This window comes from Hydrogenophaga sp. Root209 (assembly GCF_001428625.1).
Classification (GTDB): domain Bacteria; phylum Pseudomonadota; class Gammaproteobacteria; order Burkholderiales; family Burkholderiaceae_C; genus Hydrogenophaga.
In genome coordinates this window covers 366,700-382,140 of the sequence record NZ_LMIE01000012.1, presented here as the reverse complement: position 1 = coordinate 382,140, position 15,441 = coordinate 366,700, and the positions used below count along the sequence as shown (strand labels likewise).

At 65.9% G+C, this 15,441-nt stretch carries 12 protein-coding genes; 8 read left to right on the top strand and 4 right to left on the bottom strand.

Annotation, left to right across the window (positions count from 1 at the left end; translation table 11 throughout):
• Nucleotides 1–27: 27 nt before the first annotated feature.
• Nucleotides 28–471, bottom strand: a complete 444-nt coding sequence (locus ASE11_RS10560; protein ID WP_056270300.1) for a hypothetical protein — start codon at nucleotides 469–471, stop codon at nucleotides 28–30.
• Nucleotides 472–474: 3 nt separating this feature from the next.
• Complete coding sequence (locus tag ASE11_RS10555) at nucleotides 475–1,710, bottom strand: saccharopine dehydrogenase family protein (protein WP_056270296.1); 1,236 nt, start codon at nucleotides 1,708–1,710, stop codon at nucleotides 475–477.
• Nucleotides 1,711–1,843: 133 nt separating this feature from the next.
• Between ASE11_RS10555 and ASE11_RS10550 the strand changes: the two genes are divergently transcribed.
• From ASE11_RS10550 to ASE11_RS10515, 8 genes are all read left to right on the top strand, one after another.
• Nucleotides 1,844–2,539 (top strand): TetR/AcrR family transcriptional regulator, encoded by a 696-nt coding sequence (locus tag ASE11_RS10550; protein ID WP_056270293.1) that lies wholly within the window; start codon nucleotides 1,844–1,846, stop codon nucleotides 2,537–2,539.
• The gene (locus tag ASE11_RS10545; RefSeq protein WP_056270290.1) at nucleotides 2,536–3,447 is read left to right on the top strand and encodes an SDR family oxidoreductase; all 912 of its coding nucleotides are present in this window, start codon (nucleotides 2,536–2,538) and stop codon (nucleotides 3,445–3,447) included. The genes ASE11_RS10550 and ASE11_RS10545 overlap by 4 nt, the downstream gene beginning before the upstream one ends.
• A gap of 138 nt (nucleotides 3,448–3,585) precedes the next feature.
• On the top strand, nucleotides 3,586–5,256 hold the full coding sequence (locus ASE11_RS10540; protein ID WP_056270286.1) for an acyl-CoA carboxylase subunit beta: 1,671 nt from the start codon (nucleotides 3,586–3,588) through the stop codon (nucleotides 5,254–5,256).
• A gap of 152 nt (nucleotides 5,257–5,408) precedes the next feature.
• Complete coding sequence (locus tag ASE11_RS10535) at nucleotides 5,409–6,581, top strand: acyl-CoA dehydrogenase family protein (protein WP_056270282.1); 1,173 nt, start codon at nucleotides 5,409–5,411, stop codon at nucleotides 6,579–6,581.
• On the top strand, nucleotides 6,578–7,375 hold the full coding sequence (locus ASE11_RS10530) for an enoyl-CoA hydratase/isomerase family protein (protein ID WP_056270279.1): 798 nt from the start codon (nucleotides 6,578–6,580) through the stop codon (nucleotides 7,373–7,375). Before ASE11_RS10535 ends, ASE11_RS10530 begins: the two co-directional genes overlap by 4 nt.
• Complete coding sequence (locus ASE11_RS10525) at nucleotides 7,372–9,396, top strand: acetyl/propionyl/methylcrotonyl-CoA carboxylase subunit alpha (protein WP_056270275.1); 2,025 nt, start codon at nucleotides 7,372–7,374, stop codon at nucleotides 9,394–9,396. Before ASE11_RS10530 ends, ASE11_RS10525 begins: the two co-directional genes overlap by 4 nt.
• Nucleotides 9,393–10,634: an acyl-CoA dehydrogenase family protein gene (locus tag ASE11_RS10520; RefSeq protein WP_056270270.1), complete on the top strand. Its 1,242-nt coding sequence runs from the start codon at nucleotides 9,393–9,395 to the stop codon at nucleotides 10,632–10,634. The genes ASE11_RS10525 and ASE11_RS10520 overlap by 4 nt, the downstream gene beginning before the upstream one ends.
• Complete coding sequence (locus tag ASE11_RS10515; protein WP_056270267.1) at nucleotides 10,631–11,125, top strand: thioesterase family protein; 495 nt, start codon at nucleotides 10,631–10,633, stop codon at nucleotides 11,123–11,125. The genes ASE11_RS10520 and ASE11_RS10515 overlap by 4 nt, the downstream gene beginning before the upstream one ends.
• Before the next feature lie 40 nt (nucleotides 11,126–11,165).
• Here the strand turns inward: ASE11_RS10515 and ASE11_RS10510 are convergent, their stop codons facing one another.
• Nucleotides 11,166–13,532, bottom strand: a complete 2,367-nt coding sequence (locus ASE11_RS10510) for a tetratricopeptide repeat protein (RefSeq protein WP_056270262.1) — start codon at nucleotides 13,530–13,532, stop codon at nucleotides 11,166–11,168.
• A complete protein-coding gene (locus ASE11_RS10505) occupies nucleotides 13,529–15,358 on the bottom strand; it encodes a serine protease (RefSeq protein ID WP_082585658.1) in 1,830 nt (609 codons plus the stop codon). Before ASE11_RS10505 ends, ASE11_RS10510 begins: the two co-directional genes overlap by 4 nt.
• Nucleotides 15,359–15,441: the final 83 nt, after the last annotated feature.

Genomic DNA, 15,441 nt, shown 5'->3' with positions numbered 1-15,441 from the left:
ACGAAGGGTGTGCGGGATGGAGCGCGTTCAGGCGCTGCCCACGGTGTCGAACGTCAGGTGCTCGCGCACCCAGTCGGCGGCGTTGGCATAGACCTCGCCTTGCGCGCCCACGGCCACATAGTCGGGGTGGCGCACTTCGAGCGGGCCTTCCAGCGTGGCCAGCAAGGCCACGGTGTCGGGCGGCACCTGCACCAGGCGGCTGCGCTCCACCTTGCGGTAGCGCCCCGGCCCGGCGACCTCGTAGGTGCGTTCGAACAAGTCCTTCTTGATCGGGTAGGCCGTGCCGTCGTCCAGCATCACCACCCAGTCCAAGCCGGGGTCCGCCGTGAGTTCGCCCCAGGCCACCGAGAAGACCTCGGTGCCCCGGGGTTCGCGGATCGCCACCGTGAAGCGGCGCGAGGCGGTGCGCGGGGCGCCCCAGGTGGGGGGTATGTCGTTGGCCTGGCCGATGGGGACGCGTTGTTCAGGCATGGTTCAGCGGGGTGAAGGGGCCTCAACGATCTGGAATGACAGGCCTGCGCGCTCCTGCAGCCGACGCACCAGCGTCAGGCCCATGGCCGCACCGGGCGTCCACACGCCGCCAGGCGTCATGTTCGGGTCGATCTCGCGCGCCAGGCACAGCGCGGTTTCACTGATGAGTTTGCAGGTGGAGCCATAGCCCGGGTCGCGATCGCCCTTCACGCTGGCGCACAGCGTGCGGCCATCGGCGGTCTGGCCGATGAACAGCACTTCGTAGCGACCCTTCTCGCGCTGTTCTTTCGTCGGACCCTGGCCGGGCTTGGGCAGCACGAAGCGGCGGATGAGCGCGCGCGTGGGGCCAAAGGCCAGCAGCGCGTTCTGCACCCGCGTGTTGCGCGCGAGGGTCCTGGCGCGCTTTTCGCCACCCTCGCCGCCACCCGTGAGCATGCGCTCGCTGTAGACGAAGTCGGTGCCCCAGGGGTGGCCGCGCAGCGCGTGGGTGCGGTGCACGTTCTTGGTGTTGATCGGCGCCATCACGAAGGGCCCGGTCCACGACTGCGCGAGCTCGTCCCAGGCGGCGGTGCGGTCGTCAGGCTGTGTCGGGCCGCGAAAGCCGGGTGTGAGCGCAAACGGGTCGGCCAGCGTGCGCGCCAGCGTCGGGTCGCGCCCGGCGGTCTCCAGCGTGGCCAGCAGGCTGGCCGCGGTGCCGCCGGAGAAACCGCCCTTCATCACCTTCACCCGGCCGTGCACGCGCACCAGAGGCGCGCCCAGGCGCTGCATCGCCTCGTGCTGCAGGTAGACCACGCCGAGGTCGAACGGGATGGAATCGAATCCGCACGAGAACACGATGCGCGCACCGCTGGCCGCTGCCGAGCCCTGCAGGCGGGGAATCATCTGCGCCATCCAGCCCGGCTCGCCGCACAGGTCCACGTAGTCGGTGCCGGCCTGCGCACACGCGTCCACCAGCATCTGGCCGTGCTTCTGGTACGGCCCCACGGTGGTGATCACCACACGGGCCTGCGCCACCAGTTGGGCGAGCGCCTTCACATCGGTCGCATCGGCCACCAGCACGGGCAGGGCGGGGCTGATGCCGAGCGCATCGCGCACCTGGGTCAGCCTGGCCTGGCTGCGTCCGGCCATGGCCCAGGCCACGCCGCGTCCCACACCGCAGGTGTTGTGCAGGTACTCGGCCACCAGCCGGCCGGTGAAGCCGGTGGCGCCAAAAACGATGATGTCGAAGGCTTTGTCCATGCGGCATGGTCGCAGAAACGGCGTTGGGGATTCGGGGGACTGATGAAAAGCCTGTCGACGGCGAGACAGCTGCTCACATTTTCACAAAGCAAGTGCTTGCTGAAATTCGGTGGCGCTGCTAAGGTCGGTGCCCATGAACCTGGACAGCCCCGACACCCCGCGCGCGGCCACCGCTGCCGAGGCCCCGCGGCGCGCGCGCGGCCGCCCGCGCAAGACCGCTGGTGAGCGCGACGACGGCAACCGCCGCCAGGAGCTGATCAACGGCGCCGCCCGCCTGTTTCGCCAGCAGGGCTTTGCCGCCACCAGCACGCGCGACATCGCCGCGGCGGTGGGCATGCGCTCGGGCTCGCCCTTCTACCACTTTGAAAGCAAGGAAGCGCTGCTCGGCGCCGTGATGCTCGAGGGCATGCAGGGCGCGTTGCTGCGCCAGCATGCGGCGCTGGCGCTGCTGCCGCCAGAGGCGCCGGCGCGCGAGCGGCTGCGCGTGCTGGTGCGCAACCACTTCGACGCGCTGCTCGGCCCCGACAGCGATTTCATTCCCGTGATGCTTTACGAATGGCGCTCGCTCGACGCCACGCAGCGCAGCGAGGTCAATCGGCTGAAAGACCGGTACGAAGCCGACTGGGTGCCGGTGCTCGCGGCGCTGCACGCGCAGGGCCAGCTCGGCAGCGATCCCGTGCTGGCGCGGCTCATGATTTTTGGCGCGCTCAACTGGTCGGCCCAGTGGTACGCACCACCCTCGGGCCGCAGCGCCAAGAGCCGCGCGCGCGCCTCGCTCGACGACCTCACCACCTCGGCCTTGCAACTCTTTCTGAAGGAACCGGCATGACCACCCCATCCACCACCGGACACCAGCACTACCGCTCCGCCTTCGCCCCCGGCCTGCTGCACGGCCGGGTGATCCTGGTCACCGGCGGCGGTTCGGGCATTGGCCGCTGCACCGCGCACGAACTCGCCAGCCTGGGTGCCCATGTGGTGCTGATCGGGCGCAACCTGGAGAAGCTGCAGGACACGGCTGGCGAGATCGTGGCCGACGGTGGGCGTGCCAGCTTCCATGCCTGCGACATCCGGCAAGAGGACGCGGTGCGCACCGTGGTCACCGCCATCGTTGGTGCACACGGCCGCATCGACGGGCTGGTGAACAACGCGGGCGGCCAGTACATCACGCCGCTGGAGAACATCAGCGCCAAGGGCTGGCAGGCAGTGATCGACACCAACCTCACCGGCGGCTTCCTCATGGCGCGCGAGTGTTATGTGCAGAGCATGCAGGACAAAGGCGGCTCCATCGTCAACATCGTGGCCGACATGTGGGGATCGATGCCAGGCATGGGCCACAGCGGCGCGGCGCGCGCGGGCATGGTGAACTTCACCGAGACCGCGGCGCTGGAATGGGCCAAGAGCGGCGTGCGCGTGAACGCAGTCGCGCCGGGCTACATCGCCTCCAGCGGCATGGACCACTACCCGCCCGAGGCCGGCCCCATGCTGCGCGAGATGCGCGCCACGGTGCCGGCCGGGCGCTTCGGCAACGAGGCTGAAACCTCGGCCGCCATCGTCTTCTTGTTGAGCCCGGCGGCCAGTTTCATCAGCGGCAGCGTGCTGCGCGTGGACGGTGCGCGCCCGCAGGTGCGCATGGGCTGGGGCCAGGTGGCCGCGCCGGTGGCCGTGCAGGACCGCGACGCTGTGAAACCCTTCGATGGCTTCCACCGGTATGTGACGCCGAGGGTGTTCCAGGAATGAAAAAACACCCGTTCGTACGGAGCCCGCCCCCGTTCGCCCTGAGCTTGTCGAAGGGCTCACCACCACCTGGGCCAGGGCTTCGACAGGCTCAGCCCGAACGGAGATTTTTTCAGTTCGAACGGAGATCAGTGAGCGCACATGTTTGAGTCCAGCTTCAACCCCCAGAGCCTTCAAGCGCAGCAACGCCGCGAGGCCATGCTGGCGCGCGTCACACAACTGCGCGCGCTCGAAGACCGCGCCGCGCAAACCTCGGCCAGATCCAAAGCCGTGTTCGACAGGCGCGGCCAGCTGCTGCCGCGCGAGCGCGTGGCCCTCTTGCTCGACCCCGCAGCGCCGTATCTGCCGCTGTGTTCGCTGGCCGGGTTTTTGCAAGACACCAAGGACCCCGAGAAGTCGGTGCCCGGCGGCGGCATGGTGGCGGGCATCGGCTTCATTGCCGGTGTGCGCTGCATGGTGGTGGCGAGCGACTCGGGCATCGAGGCCGGTGCCATCCAGTCGCGCGGACTCGAGAAGATCCTGCGCGTGCAGGACATCGCGCTGCAGAACAGGCTGCCCTTCGTGCACCTGGTGGAGAGCGCGGGTGCCAACCTCATGAAATACAAGGTCGAGGGCTTTGTGCACGGCGGCGCGCTGTTTCGCAACCTGGCTCGCCACTCGGCGGCCGGCCTGCCGGTGATCACGGTGCAGCACGGCTCGGGCACGGCGGGTGGGGCCTACATGCCGGGGCTGAGTGATGTGGTGATCATGGTGCGCGGGCGTTCGCGCGCTTTCCTCGCGGGGCCTCCGTTGTTGATGGCCGCGACCGGCGAGGTGGCGACCGAAGAGGAGCTGGGTGGGGCGGAGATGCACACCGGTGTGTCGGGGCTGGGGGAGTATCTGGCGGAGGATGATCGGGCGGCGTTGGGGATTGCACGGCGGGTCATCGCCTCCATTCGCCCTGAGCTTGTCGAAGGGCTCGCCAGCACCTGGGCCAGGGCTTCGATCCTTCGACAAGCTCAGGATGAGCGGATTTCAGCCCGAACCGGTGTTGTTGAACCCGTTCTCAGGCAGGAAGAACTCCTCGCCCTCATGCCCGCGCATCACCGCGAGCCGGTCGACATGCGCGAAGTCATCGCCCGCATCGTCGACGGCTCCGAGCTGCTCGAATTCAAGGCCCTCTTTGGCGCCGCCACCCTCTGCGTGCAGGCCCGCATCCATGGTCACGCGGTCGGCATCATCAGCAACAACGGCCCGATCGACGTGGCCGGCGCGAACAAGGCCACGCACTTCATCCAGTGGATGTGCCAGCTCGGCCACCCCATCGTCTACCTGCAGAACACCACCGGCTACATGGTGGGCAAGGACAGCGAGCAAGGCGGGATGATCAAGCACGGCAGCAAGATGATCCAGGCCGTGACGAATGCCACCGTGCCGCAGATCACCATCCAGTGCGGCGCGTCGTTTGGCGCTGGCAACTACGGCATGTGCGGGCGTGGCTACGAGCCGCGTTTTCTCTTCAGCTGGCCGCAGGCCAAGACCGCTGTGATGGGCGGCGAGCAGGCCGCGCGCACCATGCAGATCGTGGCCGAGGCCGGCATGGCGCGCAAAGGCATCACGCCCGATGCGGCGCAGATGCAGGCCCAGTTCGACCAGATCGTGAACGTGTTCGAAAGCCAGGCCGACGCCTTCCACACCAGCGGCCTGGTGCTTGACGACGGCGTGATCGACCCGCGCGACACCCGCGCCACGCTCGCCTTCTGCCTGGACACCTGCGCCGAGGCCGCCGCGCGCGAACCGCGGCGCATGCAGTTCGGCGTGGCGCGCATGTAGCAATGTCCGTTCTGGCTGAGCCCCATCCCGTTCACCCTGAGCTTGTCGAAGGGTTCACCCAGGTGTTGGCGAGGGCTTCGACAAGCTCAGCCCGAACGGAGAGGGAGTCAAGGCGAACGGGGGATTTTGTTCAACGACAAGGAGACAAGAAAATGCAGTTCACCCACGAGCACCGCGAGATCCAGAAGACGCTCAAGCGCTACATCGACGAGCACATCAACCCACACGTGGACGAGTGGGAGGCGGCCGAGATCTTCCCGGCGCACGAGGTGTTCAAGGGCCTGGGTGACCTGGGCCTGCTGGGGCTCACCAAACCCGAGGCGAACGGTGGCGCGGGGCTCGACTACTCCTACGGCATGGCCATGGCCGAGACGCTGGGCCACATCCACTGCGGCGGCGTGCCCATGGCCATCGGCGTGCAGACCGACATGGCCACGCCCGCGCTCGCGCGCTTCGGCAGCGACGAGCTCAAGCGCGAGTTCCTCGCACCCGCCATTGCCGGCGACATGGTGGGCTGCATCGGCGTGAGCGAACCCGGCGCGGGCAGCGACGTGGCGGCCATCAAGAGCGTGGCGCGCAAGGACGGCGACGACTACCTCATCAGCGGCCAGAAGATGTGGATCACCAACAGCCTGCAGGCCGACTGGATGTGCATGCTGGTCAACACCGGCGACGGCCCGGCGCACAAGAACAAGAGCCTGGTGATGGTGCGCATGCGCGAGAACGGCAAGCTGGTCAAAGGCATCGAGGTGGCGCAGAAGATCAAAAAGATCGGGATGAACAGCAGCGACACCGGGCTCATCTACTTTGACGAAGTGCGCGTGCCGCAGCGCAACCGCATCGGCCAGGAGGGCGCGGGCTTCATCTACCAGATGCAGCAGTTTCAAGAGGAGCGTCTGTGGTGTGCGGCCAGCACGCTGCAAAGCCTCACCAACTGCATCGAGTGGACGGTGGAGTGGGCGCAGGAGCGCAAGCTGTTCGGCGCCTCGCTGGCCGACCAGCAGTGGGTGCAGTTCAAGCTGGCCGAGCTCAAGACCGAGGTGGAGAGTCTGCGCGCGCTGACCTACCAGGCGGTGGAGCACTACGTGGCCGGTGAAGACGTGACCGAGTGGGCCACCATGGCCAAGCTCAAAGCCGGCCGGTTGAACCGCACCGTGCCCGACACCTGTCTGCAGTTCTGGGGCGGCATGGGGTTCACCTGGGAGAACAAGGTTTCTCGCATGTACCGCGACGGTCGGTTGGCATCGATTGGTGGCGGGGCGGACGAGGTGATGTTGGGCATCCTGAGCAAGATCATGGGCATCGCCAAAAGGCCAGTGAAGTGAGCCAGGCCTTTCTGTTTGAGCGCCAGGGCGACACCGAACGCTGGACCCTCAGCGACCCCGCCACGCGCAACGCGCTGAGTGACGCCATGGTCCTCGGCCTGTACGAGGCCACCCTGCGAGCAAAGCAAGACGAGACACTGCGCATCGTCGTGCTCACCGGCGCGCCGGGCGCCTTCAGCGCGGGCGGCAGCCTGGGCCATTTCTCCAGCGCCATCGGCCAGCCGCTGCAGCCGGGCGAAGACGACCCGCTGATCGCCATGAACCGCGGTTTTGGCGATGTGTTGCACGCGCTGTGCGCGCTGCCGCAGCTGCTGGTGTGCGCGGTGGACGGCGCGGCCATGGGCGGCGGCTTTGGCCTCGTGTGCTGCGCCGACCACGTCATCGCCACGCAGCGTTCCAGCTTCGCCACGCCGGAGGTCACGCTGGGCCTGCCGCCGGCGCAGATCGCGCCCTTCGTGTGGCAGCGCCTGGGCGACGCCGCCGCGCGCCAGTGCTTGCTGCAGGGCCGCGTCTACCGCGCGGAAGACGCGCAGGCGCTCGGCCTGGTGGACGAAGTGACCCACGACGGTGAGCTGGAGAGAGGCCTGCAGGAACGGCTGGAGCAGTTGAAGCGCGCCGCGCCCGGTGCGGTGGCCAGCACCAAACGGCTGCTGCAGCGCCTGCGCGGCGATGTGCCTGATTTGCGTGACGAAGCGGCCATTGCCTTTGCCGCCGCGCTGCGCGGCGCCGAAGCCGCGGCGGGCCTGTCCGCGTTTGCGAAGAAGCAACCTGCACCCTGGGCCAGCAAACAATGAAACGCCTGTTGATCGCCAACCGCGGCGAAATCGCCCGCCGCGTCATCCGCACCGCGCACGCCATGGGCATCGAAACCGTGGCCGTGTTTTCCGAGCCCGATGCCAACGCCCTGCATGTGCGTGAAGCCACCAGCGCGTTTGCACTCGGCGGCACCACCTCGGCCGAGTCGTACCTGCGCGTGGACCGCCTGCTGGACGCAGCGCTGGCCACCAACGCCGACGCGGTGCACCCCGGCTATGGTTTCCTGAGCGAGAACGCCGATTTCGCGCAGGCCGTGATCGACGCCGGCCTCACCTGGGTCGGCCCACCGCCGTCGGCCATCCGCGCGCTGGGCAGCAAGTCCGCCGCCAAGGCGCTGGCCGTGGCGCACGGCGTGCCCTGCCTGCCCGGGTACTTTGGCGAAGACCAGCGCGAAGCAACATTTGTGACCGAGGCGCAGCGCATCGGCTTTCCGCTCATGGTGAAGGCCGTGGCCGGTGGTGGCGGGCGTGGCATGCGCCTGGTGCACAGCGCAGACCAGCTGCTGCCCGCGCTCAAAGGCGCACGCTCGGAAGCGCTGGCGGGTTTTGCCAACGGCGAGCTGTTGATCGAACGCGCCCTGCTGCGCCCGCGGCACGTGGAGGTGCAGGTGTTTGCCGATGCGCTGGGCCACTGCGTGCACCTGGGCGAGCGCGATTGTTCGGTGCAGCGCCGGCACCAGAAGATCATTGAAGAAGCGCCGAGCCCGGCCGTGTCGCCCGAGCTGCGCGAAGAGCTCGGCCGCTGTGCCGTGGCGCTGGCACAGGCTGCGGGCTATGTGGGGGCGGGGACGGTGGAGTTTCTGGTGGACGAGGCAGGGTGGGCGAGGGCTTCGACAGGCTCAGCCCGAACGGGGGATGGGTCAACACGAACTGCAACCAAGTCCGTTCGCCCTGAGCCTGTCGAAGGGCTCACCCCCACGTCACCTTTTTATCTGATGGAGATGAACACCCGCCTGCAAGTCGAGCACCCGGTCACCGAAGCACTCACCGGGCTCGACCTTGTCGAATGGCAACTCCGCGTCGCACGCGGAGAACCCCTCCCGCTCACTCAAGAGCAGATCACATTCAAAGGCCACGCCATCGAAGTGCGCCTGTGCGCCGAAGACGAGCACTACACCCCGCACACCGGCCGTGTGCGGCACTTCGCTGAGCCGCCCATGGTGCCCGGCTTGCGGTTTGACCACGCGCTGGAAACCGGCAGCGAAGTCACCCCGCACTACGACGCCATGCTCGGCAAGCTGATCGTCCACGCACCCACCCGCACGGAAGCGATCGACCGCCTTGCCCACGCGCTGGACCAGACCCGCCTGCTCGGCCTGCCGACCAACCGCGCCTTTCTCGCGGCCTGCCTGCGCCACCCGGTGTTCCACGAAGGCGGCGCGCTCATTCCCTTTCTGGCCGACGAGGGCGAAACCGTGCGCGCCATGCTGCTGCCTCCGCCCGACGCGGTGCTGGCCGGCGTGCTCGCCGCCGCGTTCGGCGCGCAGCCACCCGCCACCGGGCTGGCGTGCCCTTTTCCCCGCCCACTGCGCTGGCTGCATGGCGCGCAGGTGCTGGACGTGGCGGTGCAGGAGCAAGGGCACGGCGCGCTGCGCGTGACCTGGGGCGAGCGCAGGGTGCAGGCCTGCGTGAGCCCGGGCCGTGTGGTCATTGATGGCGTCACCTGGCCCGTGGCCACCGCGGCGCTCGGCGCGGGCCGCTGGCAGGTGCAGGCCGGTGCCCACACCATCGCGCTGGCCGACCTCAGCCTCGCGCCGCGAGAGAGCGCCGGTGGCGCGTCTGCCGCGCGCGAACTGCGCGCGCCGTTCAACGGCAAGCTCATCGCCGTGCACGCACAACCCGGCGCCACCATCGCCAAGGGTGAGCCATTGCTGGTCATCGAATCCATGAAGCTCGAACACACCCTGGCCGCGCCGCGCGACATCACGGTGGGCAGCCTTTCGGTGGTCGCCGGCCAGCAGGTTGCACCGGGACAGTTGCTCATCACTTTCAGCGCATGAACACGACGCACGACTTCAACCCCGAAGACCGCACGGCCCTCATCGACACCGTGCGGCGCTTCGCCACCCAGGCCATTGCCCCGCACGTGAGCGCGTGGGACGAAGCCGGCGAGTTTCCGCGTGGCCTCCACCACCAGGCGGCCGAGCTCGGCCTGCTCGGCCTGGGCTACCCCGAGCACCTGGGCGGCACACCCGCGCCCTGGAGCGTGCGCAACGCCATGTCGCAAACGCTGGCGCGCTTCGGCGGCAGCGGCGGCGTGATGGCCAGCCTCTTCACCCACAACATCGGCCTGCCGCCCGTGCTGGCGCACGGCACGCCCGAACTGCAAGCCGAGGTGATCCCGCCCGTGTTGCGCGGCGAGCAGATCGCCGCGCTGGGCATCACCGAGCCCGGTGGCGGATCGGACGTGGCCGCGTTGCGCACCACCGCGAGGCTGGAGGGCGACGACTACGTGATTGACGGCGAGAAGGTGTTCATCACCTCGGGCATGCGCTGCGACTGGATCACGCTGGCCGTGCGGACGGATGAGCCCCCACGCTCCACCGCTTCGCGGGTCGCTGCCCCCCAAGGGGGCTCGGTCACCTTGGGGCGGCCCGGCGGTGACCGTCCGCTCAACAAAGGCGCCAGCGGCATCAGCATGATCGTGGTGCCGTGTGATGCACCCGGCATCTCGCGCAGCAAGCTGCACAAGATGGGCTGGCACTGCAGCGACACGGCCCACCTGCGCTTTGACGGCGTGCGCGTGCCCGCACGCTACCGCCTGGGCGCCGAGGGCGCCGGCTTTCGCATGATCATGGGCAACTTCAACGGCGAGCGCCTCGCCTTGTCGGCCATGGCACTCGGCTTTGCCGAAGCCTGCTTTGACGAAGCCCTGGCCTGGGCCCGCCAGCGCAGCACCTTCGGCGCGCCTCTGATCGAACGCCAGGTGATCCGCCACAAGCTCATGGACATGCAGATGCGCATCCACTCCACCCAGGCCTGGGTGGATGCACTTGGCGCGCGCGCGGATGCCGGTGATGACGGAGCGGATTGGGTGGCACAGGTGTGCCTCTTGAAGAACCACGCCACCCAGACCATGCAGCACTGCGCCGACGCCGCCGTGCAGATGCTCGGCGCCATGGGCTACATGCGCGGCACCGTGAGCGAGCGTGTGTACCGCGAGGTGAAGGTCATGATGATCGGTGGCGGCGCCGAGGAGATCATGAAAGAACTTGCCGCACGACAATGGGCCCTATGACCAAAACAACAACGACCACCCCGCCCGCAGCGGTCGAATTCGAGCTCGGGTTCATCGAGGGGCTCAAAGAACTGTTTGAAGAGAAGATTGTTTTCAACAGTGTGCTGGGCCTGAAGATCACCGCCATCACGCCCGAGAGGGTGACCGGCCGCGTCGACATGAAACCCCAGCTGATCGGCCACTACAGCCACAACCGCATCCACGGCGGTGTCATCAGCGCCTGCCTGGACGCCATGGGCGGCCTGGCCTGCATGGCCGCCATCGGTGCACGCCACATGGATGAAGCCCCCCTGCAGCGCCTGAACCGCTTCAGCAAACTCGGCACCATCGACCTGCGCATCGATTACCTGCGCCCCGGCATCGGCGACCACTTTGACCTGCGCGCCGAGGTCATGCGCCTGGGCTCGCGCGTGGCGAGCACACGCATGGAATTTCTGGGGGCGGACGGTAAGTTGTTGTCGACGGGGGCGGGGGCTTATATCGTTTCATAGCCGGAATGACGGGCTCAGTTGACCAAGCCGGGCGACCCGACTAGTCCGGAAGCTGACCCGCGGCGACTACTCCTTTCGAAATCGCTTGGTCCCGCAGGTTGTGCGCGATGGCCGGAGCAACCTCCTTGAGTCTGAGATAAGGCGCGCGTGCGGCTGACGGATTGCCCTCCATAAGATAGGACATCACCAGCAGCCGGAGACCGGGTGCAAAGCTCGGCTGTTTTTCCAGAACGCGCTCTGCTTGCTCGCGCGACTTTGCAGTTTGCCGGGTTCCAAAGTAAGCCTGTCCCAGAAAGAGCCGGGCATCTATTGCCTGAGGGGCCAGTACGACCGCTTTTTCGAGTGCCTGAATGGCACGCCCCAGGTTCAAACTTCGCAACTGAGCTTCGCCGAGATTGATCCAGCTGTTGGAGTGATTCGGGTCAAGTGATACAGCCGTTTCCAGTGCTTGCACAGCCTCCGGCAGTCGTCCCAATTTCATCAGACCATATCCTTTGCTGCTCCAGGCAACGTGGCTGGTCGGTTCAATCTTGAGCGCGCGCTCGATGTACGTCAGCGCCTTCTCGACATCGCCCTTGCGGCCCAGGGCCTTCGCCGTGGAAAGGCACATCCGCGCGAGGTTCGGATTCATGGATTCGGCGCGCGCGAGCGTTTTGAGTGCCAGCTCAACGTTGCCGGTTTCCGTCTGGCTTTCGCCGAGCGAAACCAGATCGTCGGGAGTCAGCTGGCCAAGTTGGTCTATCTTGTCGAAAGCTGTCGTGGCCTCGTGGAAGTTTCTGGTTTCCATCTGCACCATTCCATACAGACGCCATGCGCTGGCAAACTTTGGATCAATGGCGATCGCGCGTTTGGTATCACTCAACGCGGCATCGAAGCGCTTCAGCCCCAAATGGGCCGACGCTCGGTTGGTCAACATCTGGGGGTTGTCGGCGGCGAGTTCAAGCGCCCGGTCGTACGCTTTTACTGCATCGGTGGTGCGGTTGCTGCGCGAGAGAACGATACCCAGTGCATCCCAAGCCTCCGGCCATTCCGGTGCCAGGGCAATGGCCTTGCGCATGGCATCTTCGGCTGGGCCCAGGCGGTCGCGCTGCAGCTCGGCAAGGCCGATGGAAACGTGGGATCGGGCACTTTCTTGTTTTCCTTGATTCGCCTGCGCATTGACGCGGCTCGCCTCGTCTGCCTTTCCTGAATCCGCGAGCAGTTGGGTGACGCGCTGCGATAGCTCGGCGTTGGCTTCGCCGAGGCGCAAGGAAATCTGGAAAGCGCGCAGGGCTTCGGTCTTGTCGCCGCGGTTGTCCTCAATCAGACCGAGGATGCGCCATGCGTCGCTCTGACCCGGCTGTCGACGCAAGGATTCCTTGATTTGAGTGCGCGCTTCGTCAAGTCGGCCCTCTTGTCTCAGCCATTCGGCTCGCTCCGCGGCAGGTCCGGAGTAATTGGGCTGCAATGCTTCAGCCCGATCCAGTGCACGATTGGCCTCCAAAGGACGCCCCACGTCTTTCAAGACCCGGCCGTAGATCAACCAAGCGAAGGCTTGGTGATCATCAAGCGCAAGTGCCCGCTGGAGCGTGGTGGCGGCTTCGTCTTTCTGGTTGAGGCGGTGCTGAGCAAGCCCCAGGTAGGTGAGTGCATCAGCTGCCGTTGGTTTGGCGCTTTGCCAGTCCTTTGCCAATGCTTCCAAGCGAGTCCAATCGGAACTGTTTTGCAGAGCCGTGGCGTCCTTTTCCCACTGCCGTTCGGGCGCGGGCTGTGGCGGCTGCGACCGAGGTTTGTCACCTTCGGTGGCGATTCGATCGAGCCCATCTGACGACAGCACCAGATTGATGTTCTGGCCCGTGCCAAGCACCGCGGTGGTGACGCCCACCAGTTGTCCGTCGCGGTCGAACAGGCCGCCTCCGCTCGATCCGGGTGACAGCGGAGCGCTGGTGATCACGACCGGTGGCTTGCTTTTGGTATCGATGACGGAAATCAGTCCGGCACTCACCGCCACGCCGAAGCCCAATGGGTTGCCGACCGCGTACACAGGCTCACCGATCAACAACGAAGCGCTCGGACGCAGTTTGGCTGCCGGCATGGCGAGCCCTTCCACGTACAACACGCAGAGATCCCGCTGTGCATCTTGCCGAATCCATTTGGCGTTGAACTCACCCGATGTGCCGGTGACGCGAAGCGACGATGCCGCCCGCACCACATGACAGTTGGTTGCAATCAAGCCGGCACCGATCACGACGCCGCTGCCGTGGCCGTCGCTGTCACCCTTCTCGTCCAGGCTGTGCACAGTCACGACGGACGTTTGCACCTTGGTGAAAACACGTTTTGCATCTTCTGCTGGCTCGTCACTGTAGGAGCTTGCGGCATGAACGAGGAGTGCTCCGGCGACAAGCGCTTTGCAAAGCAGCTTGTTCACAGCCGCTCCTCGTAGGGAAGGATGCTGGAGCGGTATGTTTCCTCTGCCATTTTTCCATCCAGGCTACGCAACTGGTTGTAGGCCCGCACGGCATCTTCCCTGCGCCCCTCCTTTTGGTAGGTCTCAATCAGCGCGCCCCAAACCTTGGCCTGACGCGGATCAAGCTGGAGTGATTTTTCCATGCTCGGAATTGACTCGGCTGTGCGCCCCAGGACGGCCAACACGAATCCATGTTGTCGCCAGTTTTTTGCTTCATCCGGTTGTTTTTTTACCAGCTCCGTGACGATGGTCAGCGCTTCGCCCGCCCGCCCACTGTCCTTGAGGTTGACGACCAACTGGTAACGCCACTCGTCGACATCGGGCGCCAGCTTCTCGGCACTGCGGAAGGCTGCAATGGCTTCAGGAAATCGGCGCTCGTCTGCCAACTCGAAGCCGATTCCGGCCCAGGCCCAGTCGGAGGCGGGCAGCTTGCGATCCAGACTCTTCTGGTATGCCTTGATGGCTTCTTCCGTGGCTCCAATGCGAGACAGGGTGACCCCTTTCCAATACCAGACCGCAGCATCGTCCGCGCGGTCGGCAGGCACTTGCGCCAATGTCGTCCATGCTTGCGCCAACTGCCCATTCACCAGATAGGCCCTGGTGAGGTTGATGAACAGCGGTAGGTGGTTGGGGTACAGCCCGGAGAGGCGTCTGTAGATGGCAATGGCGGTCTTGGCATCACCACGGGACTGGGCCAGATCGGCGATGTGGTGATAGGCCTCGGTCAGCCACGGATCGATCTCCAGGGCGCGCTGAAACGATTGTTCGGCTTCTTTCGGCTGTCCGGACGCTTGTTGAGCTTGGCCTTGAAACAGCCAGAACGATGCGTCGCCCGCACGTTCGATCAGGAGCTTTCGCGCAAGATTGAGGGCATCCTTGGTGTTGCCGCTGGACAAATAACGCCGCCCCAAACCAACTCCCGCTTCGGTTGAAGACGGGTCGATGCGGTAGAGCGCTTCCCACCCGCGCTGTTCGGACTCCGCGTCATTCCTCCCTTTGGCCGCCTCGATTGCAAATCGCCACGCGTCAGGCGAGCCTGCATCTTCACGGTGCCACTGCGAGGCCATGGCCTCAAGCTCGGCCCACTGCTTCTGCTTGAGCAGTGTCATCGCCCTGTCGAAGCGCTCCAGCCGTTGTTTGCCGGCTTTGTCACGTGCCTCGATGTCGCCGATCCAGGCGGCGACTGATGCGAAGTTGACGTTTTGACCGTCGCGGCGGCGATAGTCAATGACGCCAACCAGTCGTCCCTGCTCGTCCACCAGGGCGCCTCCTTCGGAACCCGGGGAGATGGGGGCGGAGAACTGAATGTAAGCACCCGCAGGGAAGTGGCGTATGCCCGCGACCACACCTTCGGAAATGCCAACGCCCAATCCGAGTGCGTTGGACAAGGCAAAGATCCGGCTTCCGACCGCAGGCGGCTCAGTCGCCTGCGGAATGGGGAGGGCGTTGAGCCCCGGAGCTTGAATCAGGCACAAGTTGCGCTCGCGGTCGCGGGCGAAAATTTTGGCGTCGAGGTCTCCTGATTTTGTGGAGACGCGAAGTCTTGTGGCCGTCTCAATTGCGCTGCATCGCGCAACAAGGCGTTCGGCGCCAATCAATGTGCCTGAATGCGACCCAAGCGCTTGCCCCTGTTCGTCGATGGATTCAAGAACAACGACAGACGGGCCGAATCGGGTGAAAACTTCATGGGGGGACAGTGCCCGTGCCGAGGTGGACAAACAAAGCAAAGTCAGTGTGATGCCTGAGAGTAATACCTGCAATTTCACCTCCCCACGAAATGCGATCAATTTGGATGTTGCTTAGCATGACCTCAGACTATGACATGGGGATTGTTTGTGGTGGATGGTCATCGGACATCTGCGCGCAGCGC

Bases quoted from the DNA above. Each gene is read 5' to 3' on its own strand.
- ASE11_RS10525 (WP_056270275.1), top strand. From the start codon at position 7,372: ATGAAACGCCTGTTGATCGCCAACCGCGGCGAAATCGCCCGCCGCGTC.
- ASE11_RS10555 (WP_056270296.1), bottom strand. From the start codon at position 1,710: ATGGACAAAGCCTTCGACATCATCGTTTTTGGCGCCACCGGCTTCACC.
- ASE11_RS10515 (WP_056270267.1), top strand. From the start codon at position 10,631: ATGACCAAAACAACAACGACCACCCCGCCCGCAGCGGTCGAATTCGAG.
- ASE11_RS10550 (WP_056270293.1), top strand. From the start codon at position 1,844: ATGAACCTGGACAGCCCCGACACCCCGCGCGCGGCCACCGCTGCCGAG.
- ASE11_RS10560 (WP_056270300.1), bottom strand. From the start codon at position 471: ATGCCTGAACAACGCGTCCCCATCGGCCAGGCCAACGACATACCCCCC.
- ASE11_RS10540 (WP_056270286.1), top strand. From the start codon at position 3,586: ATGTTTGAGTCCAGCTTCAACCCCCAGAGCCTTCAAGCGCAGCAACGC.
- ASE11_RS10535 (WP_056270282.1), top strand. From the start codon at position 5,409: ATGCAGTTCACCCACGAGCACCGCGAGATCCAGAAGACGCTCAAGCGC.
- ASE11_RS10520 (WP_056270270.1), top strand. From the start codon at position 9,393: ATGAACACGACGCACGACTTCAACCCCGAAGACCGCACGGCCCTCATC.
- ASE11_RS10545 (WP_056270290.1), top strand. From the start codon at position 2,536: ATGACCACCCCATCCACCACCGGACACCAGCACTACCGCTCCGCCTTC.